20 protein-coding genes and 2 pseudogenes are annotated in these 25,019 nt (G+C 70.0%); 13 read left to right on the top strand and 9 right to left on the bottom strand.

What is annotated here, in order from left to right; all coding sequences use genetic code 11:
• Nucleotides 1–81: 81 nt before the first annotated feature.
• The 4 genes from rox to NV348_RS34415 all read right to left on the bottom strand — a co-directional run bounded on the left by rox (nucleotide 82) and on the right by NV348_RS34415 (nucleotide 4,652).
• Complete coding sequence (gene rox, locus NV348_RS34430) at nucleotides 82–1,512, bottom strand: rifampin monooxygenase (RefSeq protein ID WP_447150659.1); 1,431 nt, start codon at nucleotides 1,510–1,512, stop codon at nucleotides 82–84.
• Between the two features lie 363 nt (nucleotides 1,513–1,875).
• Nucleotides 1,876–2,886 carry a glutathione S-transferase family protein gene (locus NV348_RS34425; protein WP_447150658.1) on the bottom strand — a complete coding sequence of 337 codons (1,011 nt, stop codon included), beginning with the start codon at nucleotides 2,884–2,886 and terminating at the stop codon, nucleotides 1,876–1,878.
• Entirely contained in the window at nucleotides 2,883–4,181 is a 1,299-nt protein-coding gene (locus NV348_RS34420; RefSeq protein ID WP_447150657.1) for an MFS transporter, read from the bottom strand. Before NV348_RS34420 ends, NV348_RS34425 begins: the two co-directional genes overlap by 4 nt.
• 54 nt (nucleotides 4,182–4,235) lie before the next feature.
• Nucleotides 4,236–4,652, bottom strand: a complete 417-nt coding sequence (locus NV348_RS34415; protein WP_447150656.1) for a hypothetical protein — start codon at nucleotides 4,650–4,652, stop codon at nucleotides 4,236–4,238.
• 154 nt (nucleotides 4,653–4,806) lie between these two features.
• On the opposite strand from NV348_RS34415, the gene NV348_RS34410 reads away from it, so the two are divergent.
• The 5 genes and pseudogenes from NV348_RS34410 to NV348_RS34390 form a co-directional block, all read left to right on the top strand.
• On the top strand, nucleotides 4,807–5,205 hold the full coding sequence (locus NV348_RS34410; RefSeq protein WP_447150655.1) for a TOBE domain-containing protein: 399 nt from the start codon (nucleotides 4,807–4,809) through the stop codon (nucleotides 5,203–5,205).
• Between the two features lie 11 nt (nucleotides 5,206–5,216).
• Complete coding sequence (gene modA / locus NV348_RS34405; protein WP_447150654.1) at nucleotides 5,217–5,996, top strand: molybdate ABC transporter substrate-binding protein; 780 nt, start codon at nucleotides 5,217–5,219, stop codon at nucleotides 5,994–5,996.
• Nucleotides 5,996–6,805, top strand: coding sequence for a molybdate ABC transporter permease subunit (modB, locus tag NV348_RS34400; RefSeq protein ID WP_447151212.1), 810 nt, complete (start codon nucleotides 5,996–5,998; stop codon nucleotides 6,803–6,805). The genes modA and modB overlap by 1 nt, the downstream gene beginning before the upstream one ends.
• Complete coding sequence (locus NV348_RS34395) at nucleotides 6,802–7,851, top strand: sulfate/molybdate ABC transporter ATP-binding protein (RefSeq protein WP_447150653.1); 1,050 nt, start codon at nucleotides 6,802–6,804, stop codon at nucleotides 7,849–7,851. Before modB ends, NV348_RS34395 begins: the two co-directional genes overlap by 4 nt.
• Nucleotides 7,852–7,866: 15 nt before the next feature.
• Nucleotides 7,867–8,787, top strand: a pseudogene (locus NV348_RS34390) (crotonase/enoyl-CoA hydratase family protein); the annotation flags it as partial.
• Here the strand turns inward: NV348_RS34390 and NV348_RS34385 are convergent.
• Nucleotides 8,778–10,061, bottom strand: coding sequence for a sigma-54-dependent transcriptional regulator family protein (locus NV348_RS34385; RefSeq protein WP_447150652.1), 1,284 nt, complete (start codon nucleotides 10,059–10,061; stop codon nucleotides 8,778–8,780). The pseudogene NV348_RS34390 and the gene NV348_RS34385 sit on opposite strands and share 10 nt — an antisense overlap.
• Before the next feature lie 109 nt (nucleotides 10,062–10,170).
• On the opposite strand from NV348_RS34385, the gene NV348_RS34380 reads away from it, so the two are divergent.
• The 3 genes from NV348_RS34380 to NV348_RS34370 all read left to right on the top strand — a co-directional run bounded on the left by NV348_RS34380 (nucleotide 10,171) and on the right by NV348_RS34370 (nucleotide 15,071).
• A complete protein-coding gene (locus NV348_RS34380; RefSeq protein WP_447150651.1) occupies nucleotides 10,171–11,997 on the top strand; it encodes an NAD(P)-binding domain-containing protein in 1,827 nt (608 codons plus the stop codon).
• Nucleotides 11,998–12,164: 167 nt separating this feature from the next.
• Entirely contained in the window at nucleotides 12,165–13,370 is a 1,206-nt protein-coding gene (locus NV348_RS34375; protein WP_447150650.1) for a glycoside hydrolase family 76 protein, read from the top strand.
• A 36-nt stretch (nucleotides 13,371–13,406) separates the two neighbouring features.
• Nucleotides 13,407–15,071 (top strand): bifunctional 3'-5' exonuclease/DNA polymerase, encoded by a 1,665-nt coding sequence (locus NV348_RS34370; RefSeq protein WP_447150649.1) that lies wholly within the window; start codon nucleotides 13,407–13,409, stop codon nucleotides 15,069–15,071.
• A gap of 6 nt (nucleotides 15,072–15,077) precedes the next feature.
• On the opposite strand, the pseudogene NV348_RS34365 reads toward NV348_RS34370, so the two are convergent.
• A pseudogene (locus tag NV348_RS34365) lies at nucleotides 15,078–15,292 on the bottom strand (aldehyde dehydrogenase family protein); the annotation flags it as partial.
• Between the two features lie 302 nt (nucleotides 15,293–15,594).
• Between NV348_RS34365 and NV348_RS34360 the strand changes: the two are divergent.
• From NV348_RS34360 to NV348_RS34350, 3 genes are all read left to right on the top strand, one after another.
• Nucleotides 15,595–17,394, top strand: a complete 1,800-nt coding sequence (locus NV348_RS34360; protein WP_447150648.1) for a multicopper oxidase family protein — start codon at nucleotides 15,595–15,597, stop codon at nucleotides 17,392–17,394.
• Nucleotides 17,395–17,560: 166 nt separating this feature from the next.
• Complete coding sequence (locus NV348_RS34355) at nucleotides 17,561–18,799, top strand: oxygenase MpaB family protein (RefSeq protein ID WP_447151211.1); 1,239 nt, start codon at nucleotides 17,561–17,563, stop codon at nucleotides 18,797–18,799.
• Between the two features lie 17 nt (nucleotides 18,800–18,816).
• Nucleotides 18,817–19,878: a lipocalin-like domain-containing protein gene (locus NV348_RS34350; protein ID WP_447150647.1), complete on the top strand. Its 1,062-nt coding sequence runs from the start codon at nucleotides 18,817–18,819 to the stop codon at nucleotides 19,876–19,878.
• Nucleotides 19,879–19,885: 7 nt separating this feature from the next.
• On the opposite strand, the gene NV348_RS34345 is transcribed toward NV348_RS34350, so the two are convergent.
• Nucleotides 19,886–20,512: a TetR/AcrR family transcriptional regulator gene (locus NV348_RS34345; protein WP_447150646.1), complete on the bottom strand. Its 627-nt coding sequence runs from the start codon at nucleotides 20,510–20,512 to the stop codon at nucleotides 19,886–19,888.
• Nucleotides 20,513–20,615: 103 nt separating this feature from the next.
• Between NV348_RS34345 and NV348_RS34340 the strand changes: the two genes are divergently transcribed.
• Complete coding sequence (locus NV348_RS34340; RefSeq protein WP_447150645.1) at nucleotides 20,616–21,002, top strand: VOC family protein; 387 nt, start codon at nucleotides 20,616–20,618, stop codon at nucleotides 21,000–21,002.
• 5 nt (nucleotides 21,003–21,007) lie between these two features.
• Here NV348_RS34340 and NV348_RS34335 read toward each other — a convergent pair whose 3' ends face one another.
• Entirely contained in the window at nucleotides 21,008–22,651 is a 1,644-nt protein-coding gene (locus NV348_RS34335; protein ID WP_447150644.1) for an FAD-dependent monooxygenase, read from the bottom strand.
• A gap of 427 nt (nucleotides 22,652–23,078) precedes the next feature.
• On the opposite strand from NV348_RS34335, the gene NV348_RS34330 reads away from it, so the two are divergent.
• Entirely contained in the window at nucleotides 23,079–24,221 is a 1,143-nt protein-coding gene (locus NV348_RS34330; protein WP_447150643.1) for an AMP-binding protein, read from the top strand.
• On the opposite strand, the gene NV348_RS34325 is transcribed toward NV348_RS34330, so the two are convergent.
• Nucleotides 24,113–24,955: an acyl-CoA thioesterase domain-containing protein gene (locus NV348_RS34325; RefSeq protein ID WP_447150642.1), complete on the bottom strand. Its 843-nt coding sequence runs from the start codon at nucleotides 24,953–24,955 to the stop codon at nucleotides 24,113–24,115. The genes NV348_RS34330 and NV348_RS34325 overlap by 109 nt on opposite strands.
• Between the last annotated feature and the right edge of the window lie 64 nt (nucleotides 24,956–25,019).

The following is a 25,019-nucleotide window of genomic DNA, read 5'->3' as shown; positions in this document are numbered from 1 at the left end:
CGAGCGATTATGGACCACAATTCGGCGCCTCATGAGGACCCGGATTCGTGTATACAGTAGAAGGGGGAGGGAAGCAGCCGATCAGTCGGCGGGCTCGCCGAACCAGCGGGCGAGGTGGTCGTTCAGTTCCTGCTGGTGCTCACCGATCCAGGCCACATGGCCGTCGGGACGCAGCAGTACCGCCGGAACATCCAGTGCCGCAGTGGGATCGGCGATGAGATCGACCCGGTCCGTCCAGCCGTCGACGGTCAACCGATCGGTGCGGTCGAGTACCAGGCCGCGGCCTCGATGGAGCCGGTCGTAGAGCAGGCCCTGTGTCAGGTCGATATTTCCCAGTCGGCGGCCGAGCAGATCGGGGCCGTCGCCGAAGTCGTAGCGGATGCCGATCGCGGTGATCTTCTCGATGAGATAGCGGTTCACCTCGTCGAAATCCATCAGTTCGGTGAGCAGCCTGCGGACGGCTTGCGCGCCCGGTTCGGTCGAGTTCAGTTCCACCTGAGCACGGGTGTTGTCGAGCACGGCGGCGGCGACCGGATGACGTTCGGCCTCGTAGGTGTCCAGTAGCCCTTCCGGTGCCCAGCCGTGCAGCTGTGCGGCCAGTTTCCAGCCGAGATTGACGGCGTCCTGAACGCCCAGGTTGAGGCCCTGACCGCCGGCGGGCGGATGGATGTGCGCCGCATCGCCTGCCAGCAGCACCCGGCCGACCCGGTAGTGTTCGGCCAGCCGGGTGGCATCGCCGAAGCGGGACAGCCAGCGCGGGGAGTGCACGCCGAAATCGGTTCCGGCGATGGCACGCAACGCCTGCTCGACATCCGCGAGGGTGGGCGGTGCCGCGCGATCTTCGCTGATTCCCACGGCGGGGACCACGACGCGATAGACGCCGTCACCGAAGGGGCCGAGGCTGAATACCCGGTTGGTCGGCTGGATCTCGGCGACCGTGGCGCCGATCTCCGCCTGTGGCACACCCACTTCCAGCTCGCCCATGAGCGTTTCGGTACGCGAGGGTTCGCCGGGGAAGCCGACGCCGAGCAGTGCGCGCACCGTACTGCGCGCGCCGTCGCAGCCGACCAGGTAGCGCGACCGCAGCCGCTGCCCGTCGGCGAGTTCGACGGTCACACCCTCGTCGTCCTGCTCGAAACCGGTGACGGGACAACCGCGCCGGACCTGCGCACCCACCGCGATCGCGTGGTCTCCGAGCAGCCGATCGAGGATCGGCTGCGGGATGCCCAGCAGATAGGGGTACGCGGAATCGAGGTCTTCGGGCGCGGGTGTGGGAATGGCGGCGAAGATGCCGCCGACCGAGCGCTGTCGCCCGCGTTCGAGCAGGCGATCCAGCAGTCCGCGCATGGCCATCAGTTCGAGACTGCGCATATGCAGGCTGACGATGCGCACGAACGACGACACGGGTTCGGGTTCCTTCTCCAACACGAGGACCCGCACCTCGTGCAGCCGCAATTCGGCAGCCAGCATCGCGCCGGTCGGCCCGCACCCGGCAATGATCACGTCGAACATGAACCACCCTCGTCCTGCTCTCGCCCGGTACATCGCCGCGCGCCCGGTCGTCGGACCGCTTTGTGCAGGTCCTGGCATCGGCCGCTCATTGTTCGCACCCCGGGGTCTTGTCGCAACCGATATTTCCCGAGAGGGGAGAGGGCGCGCTCGATCGCGAGTATTCAGCGGCCGCCGGGCGATCGGTGCGCAGCCGGGCGTGCAGGTGCATGTCTCTCGGTCCACGGCCGCAATGTCAGGTCGTCGATACCGAGGAGCGTCGGTTGCGGTGTCGCGGTGAATCGGTCGGCGTCCACCACGGGCGGCAGAAATTCGGGCATGCCGATAGTGTCCGCTCGCCCCGGTACCGGTGTGGCGCAGTCGATCTCACACGACCGGCGGTACCTGCTCGGCGGGCAGGGGCGGCGGTGGCGGGGTGCCGTCGCCGAACGGGCGCCCGCCCAGTTCCTCGCGGTGGTGTGGCGTCAGCCAATTCGACAGGTCCGGCCCCGCCGGGACGATACCGGTGGGGTTGATGTCGCGATGGACGACGTAGTAGTGCTCCTTGATCTGGCCGAAGTCGATGGTGTCGCCGAAACCGGGGGTCTGGAACAGGTCGCGGGCGTAGGCCCACAGCACCGGCATCTCGGTCAGCTTGCTGCGATTGCATTTGAAATGGCCGTGATAGACGGGGTCGAAGCGGGCGAGCGTGGTGAACAGCCGCACATCGGCTTCGGTGATGGTGTCGCCGACCAGGTAGCGCTGGGTGCTCAGCCGCTCGGTCAACCGGTCGAGGGCGGCGAACAGACGAGCATAGGCGGCGTCGTAGGCGTCCTGGGCGCCGGCGAAACCGCAGCGGTAGACGCCGTTGTTGACGTTGCGGAAGATGTCGAGGTTGATCTCGTCGATCTGCTCACGCAGCGGTTTCGGATACAGCTGTGGCGCGCCCGGGCGATGGTAGGCGGTCCATTCGGTGGAGAAGTCGAGGGTGAGCTGGGCGTAGTCGTTGGTGGCCACCTGGCCGGTCGGGATGTCGACCACCGCGGGCACGGTGATGCCGCGCGGATAGTCCGGGAACCGGGCCAGATACGCGTCGCGCAGGTGGTGGATGCGCAGAACCGGGTCGATCCCGCCCGGGTCCAGATCGAAGGTCCAGCTGAGCTTGTCGTGGGTGGGGCCGCACAGCCCGAGCGAGAGCACCGGTTCGAGACCGAGCAATCTACGCACGATCAGCGTGCGGTTGGCCCAGGGGCAGGCCCTCGCCGCGACGAGCCGGTAGCGACCCGGCTCGACCGGGTAGCCGTCGCGGCCGTCGGCGGTGATCCGCGTCGTGATGTAGTTGGTGTCGCGACGGAATTCGCCCGGTTCGACATAGGTTCCCGCATCGGCATCGCTCACCGGCCCAGTCTCGCAGACGTCGCGGCCGTCGGCTCCGGGTCCGGACACGGAGCCGCGCCGGTGTCCGCGAGCGCCTGCCGCACGCCGGCCGGCCCCATCCCGCGGGACAGACCGAGAATCAGTGCGGCACAGCCGAGTCCGGACAGGACCAGGCTCGTCGCGAACAGCGCGGGATAGCCCGCGAGATCCCCGATCACCCCCGCCGCCAGGCCCGCCACCCCTTGGACGACGACGATGGCGCAGGCGAGCAGCGTGTAGTCGCTGCCCGCGTGGTCGGTGTCGGTGGCATCCATCATGAGCGCGAACACCGCGACGGTGGCGGCACCGCCGAACACATGCTCGGCCAGAGTCGCGGTGACCAGCAGTTCGAATCCGCCGATGCCGAGAGCGGCGAACAGATACAGCGCGATGCTCGCCGTCTGGGTGACACCGCCGATCAGCAGCGCGTGCCGACGACCGAAGCGGTAGGCGAGCCAGCCTCCGAGGCCGGCCCCGGCGAGGGCACCCGCCGAGGCGAGCACCCCTTTGATCAGCGCGATCTGGCCGAGATCGAGCCCGGCGTCGGACAGGAAAGGGCCGGTCAGTGCGGACGCCATCGAGTCGCCGAACTTGAACGCGCCGAGGAGCGCGATGACAGCCAGAATGCCCGGCCGGCGCAGACGGGTCAACCAGGCGCCGAGCAGGCGGGCCGGATGCGGCCGCGGCGGACGGTCGGCGACGGGTTCGCGCAGCAGCCATACCGGCACCGTGGTCAGCGCGATCAGCACGGCCATGGCGAGGAACAACACCCGCCACCCGGCCAGGGCGAACAGCCACAGCAGGGCGCCGCCGCCGACGATCATGCCGACCCGATACGCGCCGACCTGGATACCGTTGCCCAGCCCACGTTGGCGGGGACCCAGCAGGCGCACGGCGAGACCATCGGTCGCCACGTCCTGGGTCGCCGACAGCAGATTCACCACCACGATGCCGACGAACAGCCACCGCAGCGACGACGACAGGTCCAGGCAGGCCAGCAGCATCGCGATCGCCGCCGCGGACAGCTGCAGCACCAGCAGCCAGGTGCGCCGGGTGCCGTACCGGTCGACGTAGGGCGCCCACAGGAATTTCAGCGCCCACGGCAGGAACAGCACACCCGACGCGCTGATCACCACCAGCGAATAGCCCGATTCGCGCAGCACCACCGGCAGTGCCTGGGTGAAGAAGCCGAACGGCAGGCCCTGCGCGAAATACAGCGCGGACAGCAGAACCAGCGTGCCGGTCGTGAAAACACCCGGTCGGGCGGCGGTGCTCATGTCGACATCGTCGCAGAGACCCCGCCGGCACACAGGTCCCCGGCACCGCGGTGACTACTGCGCGGTGCGCAGGAATTCGAAGGTGCCCGGCTTGTGCGGTGCGTCGGTGGTGAGCGTGCCGGTGATCCGGCCCGGGCCGGGATCGAACGAGATCTGCGTGCCGCCGGTCCCGTAGACCTGCTGCCGCACGGTGCCGGTGGCCCCGGTATCGAGATTGCGCCAGGTGACGGCGACCTCCACCGCGCACGGACCGATGCCGTGCAGGGCGCTGACCAGTCCGAAATACGGAGTGTTCGGCCCGAAGACCGTCGCGAAATGGACGTGCCCGACGCACCGGCCGCCGCTGGTGAGGGTGATCGCGTCGTCGAGCAGGCCGCGGTCGGCCGCGGCGAGCGGCGCGAGGGCGCACAGTGGTGCCGCGACGACGGCCGTCGCGATCAGGGCCCGGATGGTCGTACCGCCGAGGTGCATGGCATGCCCCTTCGTGTCGGTTGGCTGAGGAACCCGCGCGAGGTCACCACGACCACGCCACTGGACCCTACCGCGGCGGTGGCACGGTGTTGGTTCCGGAAGTTCGGTACCTATCCGCTATCTCTACCGTAGATGCGCCGCCTACACTCCCGTTGTGTCGAATTTGCGGATCAGTGAAGTGGCGGCGTTGATGGGTGTCAGTGATGACACCGTCCGCCGGCATATCGACCAGGGCCGGCTCACCGCGATCCAGCTCGACAGCGGCCGCAAGGGTATCGACGGGCGCGAGCTCGCGGAGTTCCTGCAGCAGAACAGCGAGCCGGCCCCGCCGGGCACCACCGTCGCCACCTCGGCGCGCAACCGGATGCGCGGGATCGTCACCCGCATCGTCAAGGACACCGTCATGGCGCAGGTCGAGATCCAGGCGGGACCGTTCCGGCTGGTGTCGCTGATGAGCCGTGAGTCCGTCGACGAGCTCGGGCTCGAGGTCGGCAGCATCACCGTCGCCTCGGTGAAGTCCACCCATGTGGTCGTGGAAATCCCGGAAAGTTGATGAGGTCGAGGATGATTCGCAGTATCGGCGTGGCGCTGTTGGTCGGCGCGGTCGCCCTGACCGCCGGCGGCTGCGGCGACGACACCGCCGCCGAACAGGCGCCGGGCGACGAGATCGGCGGCACGGTCACCGTGTTCGCCGCGGCGTCGCTGACCGGGACGTTCACCGAGCTCGGCAAGCAGTTCGAGGCGGCCCATCCCGGAACGAAGGTGGTCTTCGGTTTCGGCGCCAGCTCCGCGCTGGCCGAGCAGATCAAGCAGGGCGCCCCGGTCGACGTGTTCGCTTCGGCGGCGCCGAAGAACATGCAGCAGGTGGTGGACGCGGGCGAGATCACGGCGGAGCCGGTGACCTTCGTGCGCAACCGCCTCGAGATCGCCGTGCCGAGCGGCAACCCGGGACAGGTCACCGGATTGGCCGACTTCGCGAAGCCGGAGGAGAAGATCGCCCTGTGCGCCGAGCAGGTGCCGTGCGGCGCGGCGGCGAAGACGGTGTTCGAGGCCGCCGGGATCACCCCGCGGCCCGATACTCGCGAAGCCGATGTCAAGGCGGTGCTGACCAAGGTCACGCTGGGTGAGGTCGACGCCGCGCTGGTGTACCGCACCGATGTGCGGGCCGCCGGCGACAAGGTACAGGGCCTGGACTTCCCGGAGTCGACGACGGCGATCAACGACTACCCGATCGCCTCGCTGGCGAAGGCCCCCAATGCCGCGGCCGCGGCGGCGTTCGTCGCGTTCGTCGGGTCCGACGCGGCGCGGGCCGTGTTCGCCGGAGCCGGGTTCGACTCGCCGTGATCGGGACGACGCGACGGCGGGCGGTACGGGGACGGCGACCGCTGATCCTGGTGCTGCCCGCCGTGTGCGCGCTGGCCTTCCTGGTCCTGCCGATGATCGGGCTGCTTCTGCGCGCGCCCTGGCGCACGCTGCCCGAGCGGCTGACGAGCGCCGAGGTCGGGCAGGCGCTGCGCCTGTCGCTGGTGTGCGCGACCTCGGCGACGCTCGTGTGCGTGGTGTTCGGCATTCCGCTGGCCTGGCTGCTGGCCCGTGGCGAGGTGCGGGGGCGCGGCATGATCCGGGCCCTGGTGACGGTTCCGCTGGTGCTGCCGCCGGTCGTCGGCGGTGTCGCGCTGCTGCTGGTGCTCGGCCGTCGCGGCGTCATCGGGCGGTATCTCTACGAATGGTTCGGTTTCTCGCTGCCGTTCACCACCGCCGGTGTGATCGTCGCCGAGGCCTTCGTGGCGATGCCGTTCCTGGTGATCTCCGTCGAAGGCGCGCTGCGGGCGGCCGACCCGCGCTACGAGGAAGCCGCCGCGACACTCGGCGCGTCGCGGTGGCTGACCTTCCGGCGGGTGACACTGCCCTCGGTCATGCCCGGCGTGATCGCCGGGGCGGTGCTGTGCTGGGCCAGGGCACTGGGGGAGTTCGGTGCCACGATCACCTTCGCGGGCAGCTTCCCCGGCACCACCACGACGATGCCGCTGGCGGTCTACCTCGCGCTGGAAACCGACCCCGAGGACGCCATCGTGCTCAGCCTGGTGCTGCTCGCGGTCTCGGTGGCGGTGCTCGCCGCGCTGCGTGACCGATGGACGCGAGGACCACTGTGACACTGGATGTTTCGCTGCGGGTGCGGCGGTCGCGGTTCACTCTCGACATCGCCTTCGAGGTCGCCCCCGGTGAGGTCGTGGCGTTGCTCGGACCCAATGGCGCGGGCAAGACCACGGCGCTGCGCGCACTCGCCGGGCTGGCGCCGCTCGACGACGGATTCATCCGGCTCGGCGATCACGTCTGGGATACCCCGCCGCGCCGATTCGTTCCGGCGGAGCACCGGGCGGCCGGGGTCGTGTTCCAGGACTATCTGCTGTTCGCGAACATGAGCGCGCTGGACAATGTCGCCTTCGGCCTCCGCGCGCGCGGCGTGCACCGGCGTACCGCGAACGAGCGTGCCGCGCGCTGGCTCGAGCGTGTCGGCTTGGGCGAGTACCTGGCGGCCAAGCCCCGGGCGCTCTCGGGCGGCCAAGCCCAGCGTGTCGCGCTGGCCCGCGCGCTGGCCACCGAACCCGAGCTGTTGCTGCTCGATGAACCCCTGGCCGCGCTCGACGCCGCCACCCGGCTCCAGGTGCGGGCCGAACTCGCCCGCCATCTGGGCGACTTCGCCGGCCACACCGTGCTGGTGACGCACGATCCGCTGGACGCGATGATCCTGGCCGACCGGCTGGTCATCATCGAGAACGGCCGCGTCGTGCAGGAAGGGCTGCCGAGCGAGGTCGCCCAGCGACCACGCACCGACTACGTCGCCCAGCTGGTCGGGCTCAACCTCTATCGCGGTATCGCCGAGGGCACCACGGTCCGGCTGGACGGCGGCGGCGTGCTGACGATCGCCGAACCCACCGCCGGCGCTGTCCATCTCGCGTTCGCGCCGCACGCGGTGAGCCTGTACCCCGAGCCGCCCGTCGGAAGTCCGCGCAACACCTGGCAGACCACGGTGACCGGGATCGAACAGCACGCGCACCTCACCAGGGTGCGTCTCGACGGCGCGCCACCGGTACTGGCCGAGGTCACACCCGCGACCGTCGCGGAATTGCGCCTGCACGGGGGGACGGCACTGTGGGCGTCGGTCAAAGCGACCGAGATCCGCACCTACCCGGCGTAGTCGATATTCGGCAGGCCGCGGGAGTACCGCACGCTGACCTATGAGCGGGACGGCCGGATCGCCCGGATCACCTTCAACCGACCCGACAAGGGCAACGCGATCACCCCGGATACGCCGGTGGATCTCGCGCACGCCGTCGAGCGGGCCGATCTCGATCCCCGCGTGCACGTCATCCTGGTCTCGAGGCGCGGCAAGGGCTTCTGTGGCGGCTACGACCTGGACCTGTTCGCCGAGCAGGGTTTCGCGAGCGCGGGTGGATCCGACGAAGTCACCGGCACCGTGGTGGACCCGATCGCGCAGGCGGTCAACCACAACCCGTGGGGCACCTGGGATCCGATGCTCGACTACGCCATGATGAGCCGGTTCAATCGCGGCTTCGCCAGCCTGCTGCACGCGAACAAGCCGACCGTCGCCAAACTGCACGGCTTCGCCGTGGCGGGTGGTACCGATATCGCCCTCTACAGCGACCAGATCATCTGCGCCGACGACACCAAGATCGGCTATCCGCCCACCCGGGTCTGGGGCATCCCGGCCGCGGGCATGTGGGCCCACCGCCTCGGCGACCAGCGCGCCAAACGCCTGCTGTTCACCGGCGACTGCCTGACCGGCAAGCAGGCCGCCGAGTGGGGCCTGGCGGTGGAGTCCTGGCCCGCCGACGAACTCGACGAACGCACCGAAGCTCTGGTGGAACGGATCGCGCGGATGCCGGTCAACCAGCTCATGATGGCCAAACTGGCGCTCAACTCCAGTCTGCTGGCCCAGGGCGTCGCCAACTCCGGCATGGTCAGCACCGTCTTCGACGGCATCTCCCGCCACACCCGCGAGGGCTATGCCTTCCAGCTCCGTGCGGCCACCGTCGGATTCCGTGCAGCCGTCCGTGAACGCGACGAGCCCTTCGGCGACCACAAACGGGGCACGCCCGGGAATCAGGACTGAGCCGCGGACCGCGGAGCACACCGGGCACGCAGCGCCGGGCCCGCGGTGTGGCGCACGAAATCGCAGTCCGACAGGTGCTCGGCGTTACCGAGTTCGATGGTCAGCTGGACGGATTCGGTGAAGCGGTAGGGGCGACTGGTCAGCACGGCGCCGAGCACCCGGCGCAACCGGGAGACCTCCGCCCGGACCGCGACGGCATGGTCGGGATCGCCGAACAGGGCGTTGCTCAGCTGGACGACGGTCATGCCGCATCGGCCGGACAGGTGCAGGAGCAGCAGGATCTCGGCGTGGCGGGCCGACAGCGCACTGCGCCACCCGGATTCGCCGCCGGGCACGCTGATGGTCGGCGGCCCGGACAGGTCGAGCTCGAGCCGGGTGCTGCGGGAACCGGTGTCCGGGCGGATCAGCCAGCCGTCGGCGAGCTGTTCGGCGACGCACGGTCCGAGCCCCGGGACGGCGATCGCGCGGTCGGCGTGCGGTACCGCGACGCGGCGGGTGGCGGCGACGCCGATCGCCTGGGCGACCCAGCCGTGCTCGTCGACCAGCACGGCGGGGCCGGTGAGGGCGACGAGGGCGGGTGCGGCGGCCGCGCGCAGCCGGGCGAGTCGGTCCTCGTGATGACGCCACAGCTGCGACTCCGCGAGTCGCACACCGGTGGCGACCAGCGCAGCGATGGCCGGATGCAGGGTCAGCGCCGGTCCGCTGATGTCGACGATGCCGAGGAGTTCGCCGGTGCGCGGGTCGTGGATCGGGGCCGCGGTGCAGTACCACGGGTGCTGGAACTGTTCGAAATGTTCGCCGGAGAACAGTTGCACCGGAGCGGCTTCGGTGAGCGCGGTGCCGATCGCGTTGGTGCCGACCGCCTCCTCGGTCCAGCGCGCGCCCTCGCGGAAACCCAGTGAATCCGCGCGATGGCGGACCTTCGCCGACCCGTGCCGCCACAGCACGACGCCCTCGGCGTCGGTGACGACGAGCATCAGCTGCGATGACGCGTCGGCCAGGCACGACACCGTCTGCGTCAGCTCCGTGATCACGGCGGCGAGCGAGGATTCGCGACGGCGCCGCTCGACGTCGTCCACGCCGAACATCGTGCGGGCCCGGGGACGATCGGGCACGAGACCGGCCGCCAGCACCCGCGACCACGAGCGCGCGACCAGCGGCCGCGGCCGCAGCGGCGACCGGCCACCGCCGATGACGGCGTCGTGCATCCGGATGAGGTCGCGCGCGTAGCCGGACAGATCGGTCCCGGGTTCGACGGCGCCGAAATCGCTCACGCTTCTCACCCCTTCATCCGGTCGAACGCTGGTGCAACGCACTGCAACGATTGTGCCATCGACCCCCGGTGGCGTGTGCTCTAGGTCACAGATTGTGGAGGAGGATTCGATGACCCAGACACTCGATCCCGCGCTGCGCGGATCGGACGCGGCCGGACCGCAGCAGCGGGTGGACGCCTGGCTGACAGCGTTCGAGGCGGCGCTGGCCGCACGCGATATCGATACCGCGGCAGGCATGTTCGCCACCGACAGCTTCTGGCGCGACCTGGTCGCGTTCACCTGGAACATCAAGACCGTCGAGGGCCGCTCGGGCGTGGCCGACCTGCTGGCGGCCCAGCTCGCCGATACCGATCCGTCCGGATTCCACACCACCGAACCGCCCACCGAGGCCGACGGGGTGATCAGCGCGTGGATCGGTTTCGAGACCGGCGCGGGCCGTGGCGCCGGTCATCTGCGACTCACCGACGAGGGCGCGTGGACGTTGCTGACCGCGCTACAGGAGCTGAAGGGCCACGAGGAGGGCAAGGGCACGCGCAGGCCCAAGGGCGTGCGGCACGGCGCCGACCGGGACCGGGTGACCTGGTCCGAGCAGCGCGAACGTGAACAGCGGGAACTCGGCTACGCCCGGCAGCCGTATGTCCTGATCGTCGGCGGCGGGCAGGGCGGTATCGCCCTCGGTGCGCGGATGCGGCAGCTCGGGGTACCCGCCCTGGTCGTCGACAAGCACGACCGGCCCGGTGACCAGTGGCGCAAGCGCTACAAGTCGCTGTGCCTGCACGATCCGGTCTGGTACGACCACCTGCCGTATCTGCCGTTCCCGGACAACTGGCCGGTGTTCGCGCCCAAGGACAAGGTCGGCGACTGGCTCGAGATGTACACGAAGGTGATGGAGGTGCCGTACTGGTCCAAGACCACCTGCACCTCGGCCCGCTACGACGAGGCCGCGGGCGCCTGGACGGTCGAGGTCGAGCGCGACGGCGAGCGGGTGGTGCTGCGACCACAGCACCTGGTGCTGGCGACGGGCATGTCGGGCAAGCCGAACATCCCGGATTTCCCCGGGATGGAACGCTTTCGCGGGGACCAGCACCACTCCAGCCGGCATCCCGGACCGGATCGGTACGCCGGCAAGCGCGCGGTGGTGATCGGCGCCAACAATTCGGCGCACGACATCTGCGCGGCCCTGTGGGAAGCCGGTGCCGAGGTCACCATGGTGCAGCGATCGTCGACGCACATCGTGAAGTCGGATTCGCTGATGGAGCTCGGTTTGGGCGACCTGTACTCCGAACGGGCGCTCGCGGCCGGAATGACCACGCAGAAGGCCGATCTCACCTTCGCCTCGCTGCCGTACCGGATCATGCACGAATTCCAGATCCCGATCTACGACGCCATCCGTGAACGCGACGCCGACTTCTACGCGCGCCTGGAACGCGCCGGGTTCGACCTGGACTGGGGCGACGACGGCTCCGGGTTGTTCATGAAGTACCTGCGGCGCGGCTCCGGCTACTACATCGACGTCGGCGCCGCCGAATTGGTCGCCGACGGCGAGATCGGGTTGGCGCACGGTCAGGTCAGGGAACTCACCGAGGACGCGGTGATCCTGGACGACGGCACCGAACTGCCCGCCGACCTCGTTGTCTACGCTACGGGCTACGGCTCGATGAACGGCTGGGCCGCCGATCTGATCGGCCAGGATGTCGCCGACGCCGTCGGCAAATGCTGGGGGTACGGTTCCGGCACAGCGAAAGATCCCGGACCATGGGAAGGGGAACTTCGCAATATGTGGAAGCCGACCCAGCAGCGGGGCCTGTGGTTCCACGGCGGCAATCTGCACCAGTCCCGGCACTACTCGCTGTATCTCGCGCTCCAGCTGAAGGCCCGATTCGAACAGATCCCGACCCCGGTGTACGGAAAGCAGGAGGTCCATCACCTGAGCTGACCGACCCGTCCGGGACTGCGCGGCCGACACCGGCCGGGCAGCCTCCGGCTCCGCCGAACGTTCTCGCGGTACACCGGAACAGTTCAAGTTCCGGCCATCGCGGACCGACGCCCCAGCGGTACGGTTTCCGGCTCGGACGTCGTCGTGCGGAAGGAGAGTCCGAGCGGATGGTTCGCCGGAACGAGGGGATCAGCCGGCGCGGTGCGCTGATCGCGGCGGGTGCCGCGATCGGAGTCGGGGTGCTGGGGCAACCGCCGCGGGCCGGCACGATCCGGCGGCCCGCGAGCGCCGGTGCGCTGGCGTCCGGGCAGCGTGCGGAGCTGGCGGAACGGGCGATCGTGGCCCGGCACGTGCGCTCGCTGTGGGGTCTGCCGCAGCGCGCCCTCGGGGCGCTGGTCTGGCCCGCGTCGCCGGTGGAACAGTCGTTCGGGCGCTGGTGCTACTGGTGGCAGGCCCACCTGGTCGACTGCGCGGTGGACGCCGCCCAGCGCGACCCGACGCCAGCCCGCAAGGACCGGGTCGCCGCCCTCGCGCTCGGTATCCGCACCCGCAACGTCACCGGCTGGACCAACCGGTACTACGACGACATGGCGTGGCTGGCGCTGGCCCTCGAACGCGCCGACCGGCTGCTCGACCTCCGCTTCGGTGCCGCGATCGATGACCTGCGGTCGGGCCTGCTCGACGGCTGGAACGCGGAGGTCGGCGCGGTGCCGTGGCGGGCAGGCGACGGCTACTACAACACGCCGGCGGTCGGTCCCACCGGAATCGCGCTGGCCCGGTTGGGTGATCTCACCCGCGCGCGGCGACTCGCCGACTTCCTGCACACCCGCCTGCGCGACTCCGACACCGGACTGACCCTCGACGGTGTCCACCAGCCCGACGGACGGGTGAACCGGACCGTCCACACCTACTGCCAGGGCGTCGCGATCGGGCTGGAGACCGAACTGGCCGTGCGCACCGGCGAAGCCGCGCACCGTGACCGCGCGGCGGCGCTCGTCGCGGCAGCCGGGACCGAGCTGACGAACGCGGGCGTGATCCTCGCGGCCACCGCGAACGATTCCGGGCTGTTCATGGGTATCCTCGCGCGCTACCTGGCCGAAACCGCGCTGGCCCTGGGCGATACCACCGCCGCGGCCATCGTGCACACGTCGGCACGGGCGGCGTGGGCGCATCGCGCCGAGGTCGACGGGCTGCCACTGTTCGGTATGGATTGGAGCCGCCCGATCGCCGAGGCGGAGTATCCGAGCTCGCTGCTCCATCTCGAGGGGCCGGGCACGGCGTCGGCGGCGAACCTGAGCCGCGATCTCTCGGTGCAGCTGAGCGGGTGGATGCTGCTGGAAGCCGACCACCAGCTCACCGCCGCCGGACGGTGACCGCGGTGTGTCGGACCCCGATGCCAGACTCGGCACGTGCGATGGGCAGTGGCGGAGACGGGTGACGGTGGCGCTCGCCTGTGTCCGCTGGACGGTGAGGGCAGACCCGCGGGCCCGATCCTCGACGAGCCGTCGCTGGCCGAGGCCGTGCGCTCGCGTCCCGAGGTCGAGCGGTGGGTGTGGCGATCGACCGCCGAGATCTACCGAACCCTGCTCGCCGCCGGGGTGCGGGTCGAACGCTGTTACGACGTGGAGGCCGCCGAGGCGCTGCTGATCGGGCACGAGGAAGGACAGTCCGGCCAGGCCCGCTCGCTGGCTGCGGCGTGGGCGCGCCTGCACGGTCTGGCCGTCCCGCCGGACGCTCCCGTCCGCGCCGCCGAGACCCAGCCCTCCCTGTTCGAATCGGGCCCGGTGCCGCTGCCGCCCGGCACCGACGAATTCGCCGCGCTGGTCGCGGTGTACGAGCGCCAGGTCGCCAGGACCGCACGGACCGAGCATCCGGAACGGATGCGCCTCCTGCTGGCGGCCGAGTCGGCGGGCATGCTGGTCGCCGCGGAGATGGCGCGGTCCGGGATTCCGTGGCGCGCCGACATCCATCGCGCGCTGCTGGACACGATGCTGGGCGAACGATTTCCGGGCGCGCTCGAACCCCGCCGGATGGCCGAACTCGCCGACGAGGTGTCGCGGGCCTTCGGCGGCGGAGTGCGGGTGCGGCCCGATCTGCCCAACGACATCGTCAAGGCCTTCTCCCGGGCCGGAATCATGGTGTCCTCCACCCGGAAGTGGGAACTCCAGCAGATCGACCACCCCGCGGTCGCGCCGCTGCTGGCCTACAAATCCCTCTACCGCGTGCACACCGCGCACGGCTGGTCCTGGCTCGAACAGTGGGTGCACGGCGGCCGCTTCCGGCCCGAATATCTGCCCGGTGGCACGGTGTCGGGCCGCTGGACGACCAATGGTGGTGGCGCCCTGCAGATTCCGAAAGTGATCCGGCAGGCGATCCGCGCCGACCCCGGCTGGTCGCTGGTCGTCGCCGACGCCGATCAGATGGAACCGCGCATCCTGGCCGCGATCTCGCGTGACCCGGCCCTGATGGACGTGGCCGGTCGCGGCGAGGACCTGTACGCCGACCTGGCGGCCCGTGGCTTCGGCGGCGACCGCGCGCAGGCCAAACTCGCGCTGCTGGGCGCCATCTACGGTCAGACCTCCGGCGACGCCCTCACCCACATGGCCGGTCTGCGCAGGCAGTATCCCGCCGCGGTGGCCTACGTCGACGACGCGGCACACGCGGGGGAGGAAGGCCGCCTGGTCCGCACCTGGCTGGGCCGCACCTGTCCACCGGTAGCGGCCACCTTGCCGGATATCGCCGAGGAGAACGGCGCGGTCTTCGTGGGGACTCCCGCGGCGCGAGCGCGAGGCAGGTTCACCCGGAACTTCGTCGTCCAGGGCAGCGCCGCCGACTGGGCACTGCTCGTCCTGGCGGCCATCCGCCAGGCGATCGCCAGTGCGGGGCTGCGCGCCGAAATGGTCTTCTTCCAGCACGACGAGGTGATCGTGCACTGCCCGGAGGAGGAGTCCGCGATGGTCGTCGAAGCGATCGCCACCGCCGCCGACACCGCGGGCCGGTTGGCCTTCGGCGCGACTCCGGTGCGCTTCCCCTTCACCACAGCGGTGGTGCAGTGCTACGGCGACGCCAAATGAGGTGCCGCCGCGGCCGGAGCGGCCGAAGCCGCCCCATTTCGCGGCCGGGGTGTAGACACCGAAGTCGTTGAGCCAGACCGTGCCGTGCCGAAGGGCGCGGACCACACGTTCGCCGCGGGCAGGTCGGTGGTGCGGACACCGGCGGCCGGACCGTAGGCGGTGTCGTGGCCGAGGGCGATCGTCTGGGCCTCGCTGGTGAAGCGTTCCACCGTCGCGCGAGGCTCGGGCCGCCCGGCTCGCGATCCCCGCCCCGGTGCAGGGATTCCGGTCCAGTGGACCGGTCGTCTGCACCGCACCGGCACCTGATGCGACGAGAGAGCTGCCCGTGTCCACGCTACGACCGGCTGATGCGCCCGAGCCCGGAAAGCGGCCGATCAGTCGGGCGCACTGTCCGGTGACGCGGTGATCTCGCAGGCAGGGGATCGAACCGCCCGGCAACATCCAAGCGGGTACTGGCAACTGTACCCAATGGTATGTTCGCCCGGCGGTGCGTGCGACGGTGCAGCCCGGAAAGGGCTCGGCCATGGGATATCCGATCGAACGCCGTGGTTTCCTGCGTGCCGCCGGGGCAGGACTGCTCGGCGCGACGCTGTTCGAGGCGACTGCCGCGGCGACGCCGCCGGTGCGCAGTCCGCTGCTGTTCCATTCGCCGGCGGTCGAGCCGTTCGTCGACGAGATGCGCCGCTCGCCGGTGGTGCGCGGTGACCGGCTCGACCTCGTCGCCTCGACCACCTCCCATCGCTTCCACCGCGATCTGCCGGAATCGCAGGCGCTGGGATACAACGGGATGACCTACCTGGGCCCGATCATCGAGCATCGGGCGGGCACACCGCTGCGCCTGCGTTTTGCGAACCGGATGGCCACGCATCCGCTGGCCGCCGACATGGACACCAGCCTGCACGGCGTCGACGAGAGCTTTCGGACCGCGCCGCCGTCCTCGCTGCACCTGCACGGTGGGGTGACACCGCCCGGCAGTGACGGGCATCCCGAACAGCTGGTCCATCCCGGCGGCGATATCGACCACGACTTCCCGCTGGCGCAGGACGCCGGTCACCTGTGGTACCACGACCACGCGATGGGCATCACCCGCGTGAACGTCTACGCCGGACTGGCCGGAATGCTGCTGCTCCGAGACGAATTCGACACCGGTGCGCCCGGGAATCCGCTGGGCCTGCCCGTCGGTGAGTTCGAAGTACCACTGGTATTGCAGGAGAAGCTGTTCACCGCCGACGGGCAGCAGTCGGTCCGGTCGACGCCGGTCGTTCCGCAAGGGGGCTGGGAAGGCGGAGCCGTCGGGGACGTCGGAGTGGTCAACGGCACGATCTGGCCCTACCTGCCGGTCGCCCGCGGTCTCTACCGCTTCCGGTTGCTCAACGCGGCGTCGTTCAGCGTGTGGAACCTGTTCTTCGGTAACCGGATGCGGTTTTGGGTGATCGGGAACGACCACGGACTGCTGGACGCACCGGTCGCGGTGCACGAGCTGCGGTTGTCGCCGGGGGAGCGGGTGGACGTGCTGGTCGATTTCGCCGAGCTCGCGCCGGGGGACACCGTCGAGCTGCGCAACGACGAGGCCCCGGTCTTCCAGGCGGCGATCCTCGGCGAAGTCGCGATGCCGGTGTTCTGCCAGTTCCGGGTACAGGATCGGCCCGGCTTCCCGGGTGGCGTGCCGGAACGGTTGCGCGGCGGAGCATCTCGGCCGCCGATGCTGCCGCCGCTCGCGACGCCGACGGTGCGGCGCGACGTCACGGTGAGCCAGCCGTACGAACTACGGGTGCCGCCCGCGATCATGTCGCTGAACAATCTCACCTTCGCCAGCCCGGAGATCGAGCGGCCGCGGCAGGGCACCGTCGAGCAGTGGAACATCATCAACATCACGCCCGACCCGCACCCGATCCACCTGCACCTGGTCACCTTCCGGATCCTCGGGCGGGCACCCCTGCGCACGGTCGACTACCAGCTGGCGCATCCGCAGCCGCCGATCGGGCAGAAATGGGCGCCCTCGGCCGAGGGGTTCCTGGCCGGTCCGATGGTGCCGCCACAGCCGTGGGAAGCCGGGTGGAAGGACATCGTGCGGGTCGACGGCGGTACCGTCACCAGCATCATCGTCCGGTTCCCGACCGCGGCGGAACTCGGATTCGATCCCGACGCGACCTTCCCCCGCCGGATCGCGACCGAGCTCGGCACCGCGGATCCCCACGGTGGGCACCGCACCGCCGACCACGCGGGCCGATCGCACGACGAGTTGCAGGGCTATGTGTGGCACTGTCACCTGCTCGATCACGAGGACCACGACATGATGCTGAAATACCGCATCGTGCCGTGACCGCCGCTTTCCATACTTTCAGGTACGGACCTATGTTCTTCATAGTATGGTCGGCCTATCGCGACACCCGGTGAGCGAACTTCACGTCAGGAGACCGGCATTGGCCGAATTCGTCGAAAGTCAGGTCCGGCCCGGCTCGTCCCCGTCGACGGTCGAGCCGTCACTGGTGAAGTGCCCCACCGCCTTCCGCTACTGGGAGGCGCGCGGCAGTGCGACGGTGCGCCGGCTCGAGCGGGTCTTCACCACGGTGACGCGGCAGCCACTGTTTCCCAGCGACGAACAAGCCGTGGCGCTGTGCGCGGACCTGTTCACCGGTGACCCGGTCGCGGAACGGTTCGTCGCCGAGGTGATGCACGGCGAGATCGGGGCGAAGGCGGGTCGCCGGATGCTGGACCAGGCGCTGGCCGAGGGCATCGACGCGGTGCCCGACGCCCCGGAATCCATGCGTGCGCTGTTCGCCGAGTTCGAGACGGTGCCCGACTGGGTGGTGCCCGAGCTGGTGGAACAGGGCGCGGCGATCTGGCGGCGCTGGGGCACCATGCTGTTCAGCTTCGCCGGCGCCGAGACCCTCGAGATGTACACCGAGGCGGCGGTCGCGACCCCGCTGTCGCTCGCGGGTGGATACGCCGGGGACAGTGCGCTGCGCCGGTTCCTGGAGACCACCCGCTTCTGGATGGACGTCTCGGCGCGCGACGCGCTGCTCACCCCGGGCTCGGCGGGCCGTGCCACCGCGCTGAAGGTGCGGGTCATGCACGTCTCGGTGCGGGCGAAAGTCGCCGAGCACCCCGAATGGGACATCGAACGCTGGGGCCTGCCGATCAGCCAGACCTACCAGATGCTCACCCTGCTGGGCGGCAGCGTGACACCGGGCCTGGGACTGTGGGCGCTCGGCTACCAGACGACACCGTCGGAAATCCGTGCACTGCTGCACTTCCAGAAGTACATGGGCCATCTGCTCGGGATCCGGTTGCGCTGGTACCCCGAGACCGTCCTGGACGCGCTGCGGGTGCTGGCCATGACGATCGTCTCGCGCTCCTACGACGCGGGACAGCACGGTAAGGAACTCATCGAGTCCTATCCGGCCGCCTTCGCGCCGCGCGATGGTCATCGCGGTCCGACCCGACTGCGCGAAATGTACAACTACCGGATCAATTCCGTGTACTCCGCGATGTACATGGCGCCCGGCACGCGCCGTCGCTACACGATGCCGCCCGCGTTCCCGTGGATCGTCGTCCCGATCGTCCGGTTCCCGCTGATCACCGTCATGGAGGTCGCGCGCCGGATCTGCCCACCGTTCGCGCGGGCGCACGAGAAACTGATGCTGTGGCATCGCGAGAACTGGTATCGCGCCCAGATGCAGGGCCGGGAAGCGGCCTTCGACGCCAGCGGTGCCCTGCGCCGATGAACCGAGCGGAAGCAGCCATGAGTACCGACATCGTCGAAGTGTGGAACGGACCGGGACGCCGCGACGGTGTCCTGACACCGGTCGAGCCCCGGCACAACGGACTACATCCCTCGGCCAGCAGACTCGCCTTCGAACACTGGTATTTCGACGCCCACCTCGACACCGGGCACGTCGTGATCGGCTTCCTCACCAAACGCAGGCCGGAGGATCTGCCCACCGCACGGCCATGGGTGGAGATGATGGTCTACGCGCCCGACGGCACCCGCCGTCAGGTGTCGCGGCGCTATCCCCGCTCCGCCACGTCGTTCTCGGCCGACGCCTGCGATGTGCGCGTCGGCCACAACACCGCCCGCACCGAGGCCGGGCCCGACGGCCTGCCGATCCATCACCTGCGGATGGCCGAGGACGGCATCGTCTTCGATCTGCGGTTCCACAACGAAGTGCCCAGCTGGATGCCGGGCAAGGGCGAAACCCGTTTCGGCACAAGGGATTCCTTCGGCTGGATGGTCGGCGCCCCGCGGGCGAGGGTGAGTGGCGCCATCGAACTCGACGGCGTGCGTCACGATGTCACCGGACGTGGCTATCACGACCACAACTGGGGCGTCGGCGACATGAAGAAGATCATCGAGCGCTGGCACTGGGGACGGCTCTACGTCGAGGACTACTCTCTGCTGTTCGCCTCGGTCCTGACCCAGCGGCGCCGCGGCGGGCACGAGATCAGCCCGCTGATGCTCGCCCACCACGCCGAGATCGTGCTGTCCACCGGCGAGACCGTTCTTACCGAGGGCCCTGCGCGCTTCGACCCCACCGCAGGCCGGACCTACCCCGAGTGGGTGGAGCTGACGGTGCCGGGCAGCCTCGACCTGCGCCTGGACGTGGTGCGCGTCATCCACGCCCACGACCTGCTCGACGATGTCCCGGTGGCACGTTCGCGGCTGATCAAACCGCTCGTGCACCGGCTGGTCGGTCACCCGGGCTACTTCCGGTTCGAGTCCACCTTCGCATTGGCCGTGCACACCGCTGCGGGAACGGAGCACCGAACCGGGTCGACGCTGCACGAATTGGTCGCGCTGACTTGACCCGGTGTCAGTCGGCGGACTCCTTGCTGGTGACGAATCGGAAGAACTCCCGGCGCTGATCCTCGGTCGGCACCGGGAGATTCTGGTTCCCGTGCACGAAGCCGATGCCGGCGAAACACATCAGGCCCGCGCGCATCTCGGCTTGATCGGCGGAGAAGCCCATGTCGACGAGGGTGTAGGAGAGCGCGTGGAAGATCCGCTGATCCAGCGCCTTCACCGCCTCGGCCACCTCGGCGTTCGTGCGCGCCCAGTCCCGCACCGCGAGCTCGATCTGCCAGACGCGCTCCGCGGTGAGCAGCTCGCCCATCCGGGCAAGTCGCTCCCGCGGCGGCAGCTCCTCGAGACCCTGGAACCCGCGAGCCGCGTCGTTCTGATCAGCGCACCAGAACTGCGCCGTGGTCTCCAGCAGCTGATCGATGCCGTCGAAGTGCCAGTAGAAGCTGCCCTTGGTCACCCCGAGCTCTTCGCACAACTTGGCGATCGTGAGGCCGGCGACCCCGTCGCGCAGGAGCACGCCGAGCGCCGCGTTCGTCCAGTCCTCGACTCCGAGCCTGCGTGCCGCGCGGCCGGCCGACGCCGCTTTGCGCTTGGACACCGGCGCGGTCGGTCGCGGGTCCTCGGCCCTGGGGGTCATGGTCGCCTTCCTGTCGCACTCACGCGTCAGTTTATCGCCCCGCCCCCCGACGCCCGGGTGTCGTCCCTGGTCGTGCGGCCGCCTCGCGCGTAGGGTCGCACGCATGGCCTGCAGGATCACCGAATTCGTCCTCGACTGCGCCGATCCGCAACTGCTGGCGGACTTCTGGTGCGAAGTACTCGGCTACGTCGAACTCGACCGCGACGAGGGCGACATCCAGATCGGCGCTCCCGGAACAGTATTCGGTGGACCTGCGCCCACCCTGCTGTTCAGTCGCAGCTCGGAACCGAAGCTCGAGAAGCTGCGACTGCATCTGGACGTGAATCCCACCGACCGTGATCAGGACGCGGAACTGCGACGCCTGCTCGCGGCGGGGGCGCGCCCGGTCGAGATCGGGCAGACCGGCGCCGAGTCCTGGCATGTCCTGGCCGACCCGGAAGGGAACGAATTCTGTCTGCTGCGCCGCCGGATCGAGGCCGGGCAGAGCTGACGCGCTCAGGCGGTCCCGGCGACGCCCTCCGGCACGGCGGCGAAGATCGCGCCGAAGTAGCGGGCGAGATCGTGCGCGGACGCCGGGCACGCGGCATACCCGAGGTAGCCGTCGGGCCGGACGACGTAGACCGCGCCGGCTCCGGCATGGTACCGACGGGCGAAGTCGCCGTCGCGGTCGTGGATCACCGGCAGGACGGTCGGCCCGACGGCGGCATCGGGCGCGGCGATGAGATAGGCGTCGAGCCGGTCGTCGGTCAGTTCGCGGAGCAGGTCGACGCGGCTCTCGATCTCGTCGAGCATCGCGGCGTCGCAGGTACTGTCCGCGTAGCAGAGGACGGTGTGGTCCGGGCCGGTGAGCAGCGGGAACAGCCGGAAGGTCGACGCCACCGCGTCCCGGGCCAGGCCGGTCGCGTCCGGAGCGCGGCTGCCCGCGGTCGGCGCGGGTGAACCGACGGGCGAGTCGAACACGATGGGACTGTCGCGGTAGTCGATGAGCAGCTGGGCTTCGCGTAGCAGAACCTGTCCGGGGTCGGCGTCCTCGGTGCCGATGCCGTCTCTGGCATGACGCACAGTGCGGCCGACGACCTCCTCGCCGACCGGTCTGCGCTCGGCGTCGTAGCTGGCCAGCAGCGGCGGTGCGGCCAGATCCGCGACCGCCAGGGCCAGCTTCCAGGCCAGGTTGTGCGCGTCCTGGATGCCGGTGTTCATGCCCTGGGCGCCGGTGGGCGGATGGATATGGGCCGCGTCGCCTGCGACGAAAACCCGGCCGCGACCATAGGAATCGACGATGCGGTGACTGACCCGGAACACCGAGGACCAGCGCAGGTGGGAGGCCGTCGTCGGCTCGGGCGCCAGCCGGTCCAGCACCGCCTGGATATCCGCCAGTTCGGGTGCCGGACCACTGCCGAAGCCGTGCGCCACGCCGTCGCCGCCCGCGCCGATCTCGAGGTGCGGAGGCACCCGCATCGAGACGCGGTATCGGTTGCGGCCGGGGAGCGGGATGCACACCAGGACGTCGTCGGTGACGCCGTCGGTCTGGTGCATCGCCCGGATGCCGTACTCGCGCGGCTGCGACCAGTCCAGTTCGACATCGCCGAGCATGTACTGCTCGGTGAAGGCCGCGCCCTCGAAGCTCAGGCCGAGGGTCTTGCGGACGACGCTGTGCGCGCCGTCGCAGCCGACCAGGTACCGCGCCCGCACGGTGTGCTGGCCGTCGGGGCCGGCGAGTACCGCGTCGACCCCGTCGTCGTCCTGGGTGAACCCGACCAGCCTGACCCCGCGTTCCACCCGCGTGCCCAGCGACGCCAGGCGCTGCCAGAGAATCCGCTCGGTCTCGTACTGGGGCAGCCCGACGAACCTGAACGGCACCTCGGGCGGCAGCGTCAGATCGAGCCTGCCCGACTCGACGCCGTTGACGTAGACGAGCTGGCCGCGCATCAGGATCGAGGCGTCGAGAACGTCGCGGAGAATGCCCATCTCCTCGAACAACTCCAGCGTGCGGGGCTGAATACCGACCGCTTTCGCGTATCTCGGTGGGTGGGCCTGCGCGTCGATGATCCGGCAGCGCACCCCGCGCCGGACCAGTTCGACAGCGGCGGCCGTGCCCACCGGACCGGCACCGACGACCAGGACATCCGTCTCGACCATGCGACATCACCTCGTTGGACTACCCCGCCTCAGTGTGTTCGCTGATCGTACGCCCGAGCGTCGCGCAGCAGGAGCCTCGTCAGTCGAAGGGCAGCGTGGTCGCCGTTCCTCGGTACTGTTCGGTGACGCGTATCGGCAGGGGCGCCGCGCGTTCGATGGGGCACGGCAGGAGCGGCCCGGTCGACCTCGGATCGCTGGGCCCGCTGCCGCTCCTCGGGGAGGCCGTGCCCGCACCGCAATACCGTCCGCGATCGGCCGCGGGTTTGGTCAACGCGTGGCTGCGCAATATTCGCGCCGATCCGCGCGTCACCCTGGACCGGCGCGACGGTACCCACCGCGGGACGGCCAGGGAGATCACCGATCCGGCGGAGCTCGACGTCGCGCGGGCTCTGCTGGGCGACACCGTCGTCCCGGTCGACTTCGGGGAATGCGCGAGCCACCTGCGCGGTGTGCCGTCGCGCGCGAAGATCCGTGCGCTGCACGGATCTTCGCGCACACCGAGTTCGTCGCCACTGTCGAAGCCGCCCGCGTCCGTGCGGGCAGCACGGCCCGGATCGTCGAGATCGCCATGCCCGACGAAACGCTCACCGAGGCCGGGCTCGACCCGGCTCTGTCCGTGCCGACAGGTCGGTACCCGCTGCTCGAACAGTGGATCGCTGATCACGACGAGCCGGTCGGCTATCTCGACGGCGCCGTGGCCGATTCGATGGGACTGATCTACACCTCCGGCACCACCGGCACGCCCAAGGGCATACTGCGGGAACGGATGACGCCGCACCAGCTGCTGTCCATCGCGGGGGGCATCGCCGGGCGGATGGGGCTGGCGCCCGGCGGCCGGATGCTGGTGGCCGGGCCGATGTATCACACCTCGCCGAACGCGGTCGCCGTGCTCGCGCTGCGGATGGGCACCGACATCACCATCATGCCGCGCTGGGACAGCGAACGGTTCCAGCGACTGGTGCACCGGCACCGCATCCAGCAAGCCAAGATCGTACCGACGATGCTGTCGCGGCTGCTGTCGCTGCCCGCCGAGGTGCGCGACCGCTACGACACCGGCAGCCTCACCCACCTGATCCACTCGGCGGCGCCGTGCCCACCCGCGATCAAACGGGCGGCGATCGACTGGTTCGGCGACGCGGTGATCGAGTACTTCGGCAGCACGGAGACCGGCACCATCACCTGGATCAGCGCCGCGGAGTGGCTCGCGCGGCCCGGCAGCGTCGGTCGCCCGGCCGACGGTTCGGCGGTCGCGATCCTGGACGAGGCCGGCACGGAGCTGCCGGCCGGGCAGCCGGGGCGGGTGTTCGTGCGGGCGATCCGGACCGAGTCGCGGCCGCGCTGTCCGAGCAGCTGGCGTCCTACAAACTGCCGTCGCGGATCAGCGTCGTCGCCGAGCTTCCGCGCGACGACTCCGGCAAGCTGTACAAGCGTGAACTGCGCGCCGACGCGGTCCGGAACGGATCAGCCCGCCACCTGCGCCAGCGTCCCGATGACACTCAGATCGGCGGCGCCACGCGCATTGGCCAGTGAGCTGACCGTCGTGGTGCCGAACACGCCTTTGCGGTCGTAGACGGCGGCCGTGCCGATCGCGATGCCGTCCTCGGCCAGCCGATCGAGACAGATCAGCCCGGCCTCGTTGCCTTCCGGCAGGCGGGTCAGGGTGAGCGTGGCGTCGGCGTTGATGTACTCGAGGCCGTTGCTGCCGAGATTGGCGATCACATTGGTCACGTCGGCCAGTCCGGCGACGAACTGGAACGGCGTCGGTTCCTCGCCGGCGACGACCGCGATCGGATGGTGCCAGATGCCCGTGCGGCCCACGTTGTGGTGGGTGCGCGGGTCCGGTCCCCAGCCCGCGTCCTCGCTGAAGTAGACCCGGTCCCGGCCGGGTTCGGGAAGCCGATCGGTCGGTGGGGGATCGGCGGTGGTGCCGGCCGACCAGCAGACGCCGGCCGGGTCGGCGCCGGGCCGCAGGTACAGCGCGCCGGCGCGGGCGACCGGGCGGCCGTCCTGGATCAGGACGGCGTCGACGAGCGAGAGCCTGCGGCCGTCGCGCACCACCGTGACGCGAATCCGGCAGGGGCGCAGGAACACCGGACGGAACAGATCGAGCGTCCACCGGACCGGCCGCAGATCGGAGCGGCCTCGGGCGGCGACCTCACGTTCGACCGCGCGTGCCAAGGCGGCGCCGACGGCCATTCCCCGCAACTGTCCGCCCTCCCAGCCGGCGACCGCTGCGGGCTCCGGGGTCAGGATCTCGGTCTGCGTGCGCGTCTCGGTCGTCGCACGAAAGAATGCTTGGCTCACCGGCGGGCTCCCTTGCGGCATAGGCGATCTCGCTCCACACGCGGCATCGGTGACGCTCGACTCG

The organism is Nocardia fodinahabitans (genome assembly GCF_052983615.1).
The sequence above is the reverse complement of the archived record's forward strand: the minus strand, read 5'-3'. Positions and strand labels throughout refer to the sequence as shown.

Coding starts and splice junctions, on each gene's coding strand:
- NV348_RS34340 (WP_447150645.1), top strand. CDS start 20,616: ATGGCCTGCAGGATCACCGAATTCGTCCTCGACTGCGCCGATCCGCAA.
- NV348_RS34330 (WP_447150643.1), top strand. CDS start 23,079: ATGCGCGAGCCACCTGCGCGGTGTGCCGTCGCGCGCGAAGATCCGTGC.
- NV348_RS34420 (WP_447150657.1), bottom strand. CDS start 4,181: ATGAGCACCGCCGCCCGACCGGGTGTTTTCACGACCGGCACGCTGGTT.
- NV348_RS34415 (WP_447150656.1), bottom strand. CDS start 4,652: ATGCACCTCGGCGGTACGACCATCCGGGCCCTGATCGCGACGGCCGTC.
- modA (WP_447150654.1), top strand. CDS start 5,217: ATGATTCGCAGTATCGGCGTGGCGCTGTTGGTCGGCGCGGTCGCCCTG.
- rox (WP_447150659.1), bottom strand. CDS start 1,512: ATGTTCGACGTGATCATTGCCGGGTGCGGGCCGACCGGCGCGATGCTG.
- NV348_RS34335 (WP_447150644.1), bottom strand. CDS start 22,651: ATGGTCGAGACGGATGTCCTGGTCGTCGGTGCCGGTCCGGTGGGCACG.
- NV348_RS34380 (WP_447150651.1), top strand. CDS start 10,171: ATGACCCAGACACTCGATCCCGCGCTGCGCGGATCGGACGCGGCCGGA.
- NV348_RS34360 (WP_447150648.1), top strand. CDS start 15,595: ATGGGATATCCGATCGAACGCCGTGGTTTCCTGCGTGCCGCCGGGGCA.
- NV348_RS34350 (WP_447150647.1), top strand. CDS start 18,817: ATGAGTACCGACATCGTCGAAGTGTGGAACGGACCGGGACGCCGCGAC.
- NV348_RS34375 (WP_447150650.1), top strand. CDS start 12,165: ATGGTTCGCCGGAACGAGGGGATCAGCCGGCGCGGTGCGCTGATCGCG.
- NV348_RS34345 (WP_447150646.1), bottom strand. CDS start 20,512: ATGACCCCCAGGGCCGAGGACCCGCGACCGACCGCGCCGGTGTCCAAG.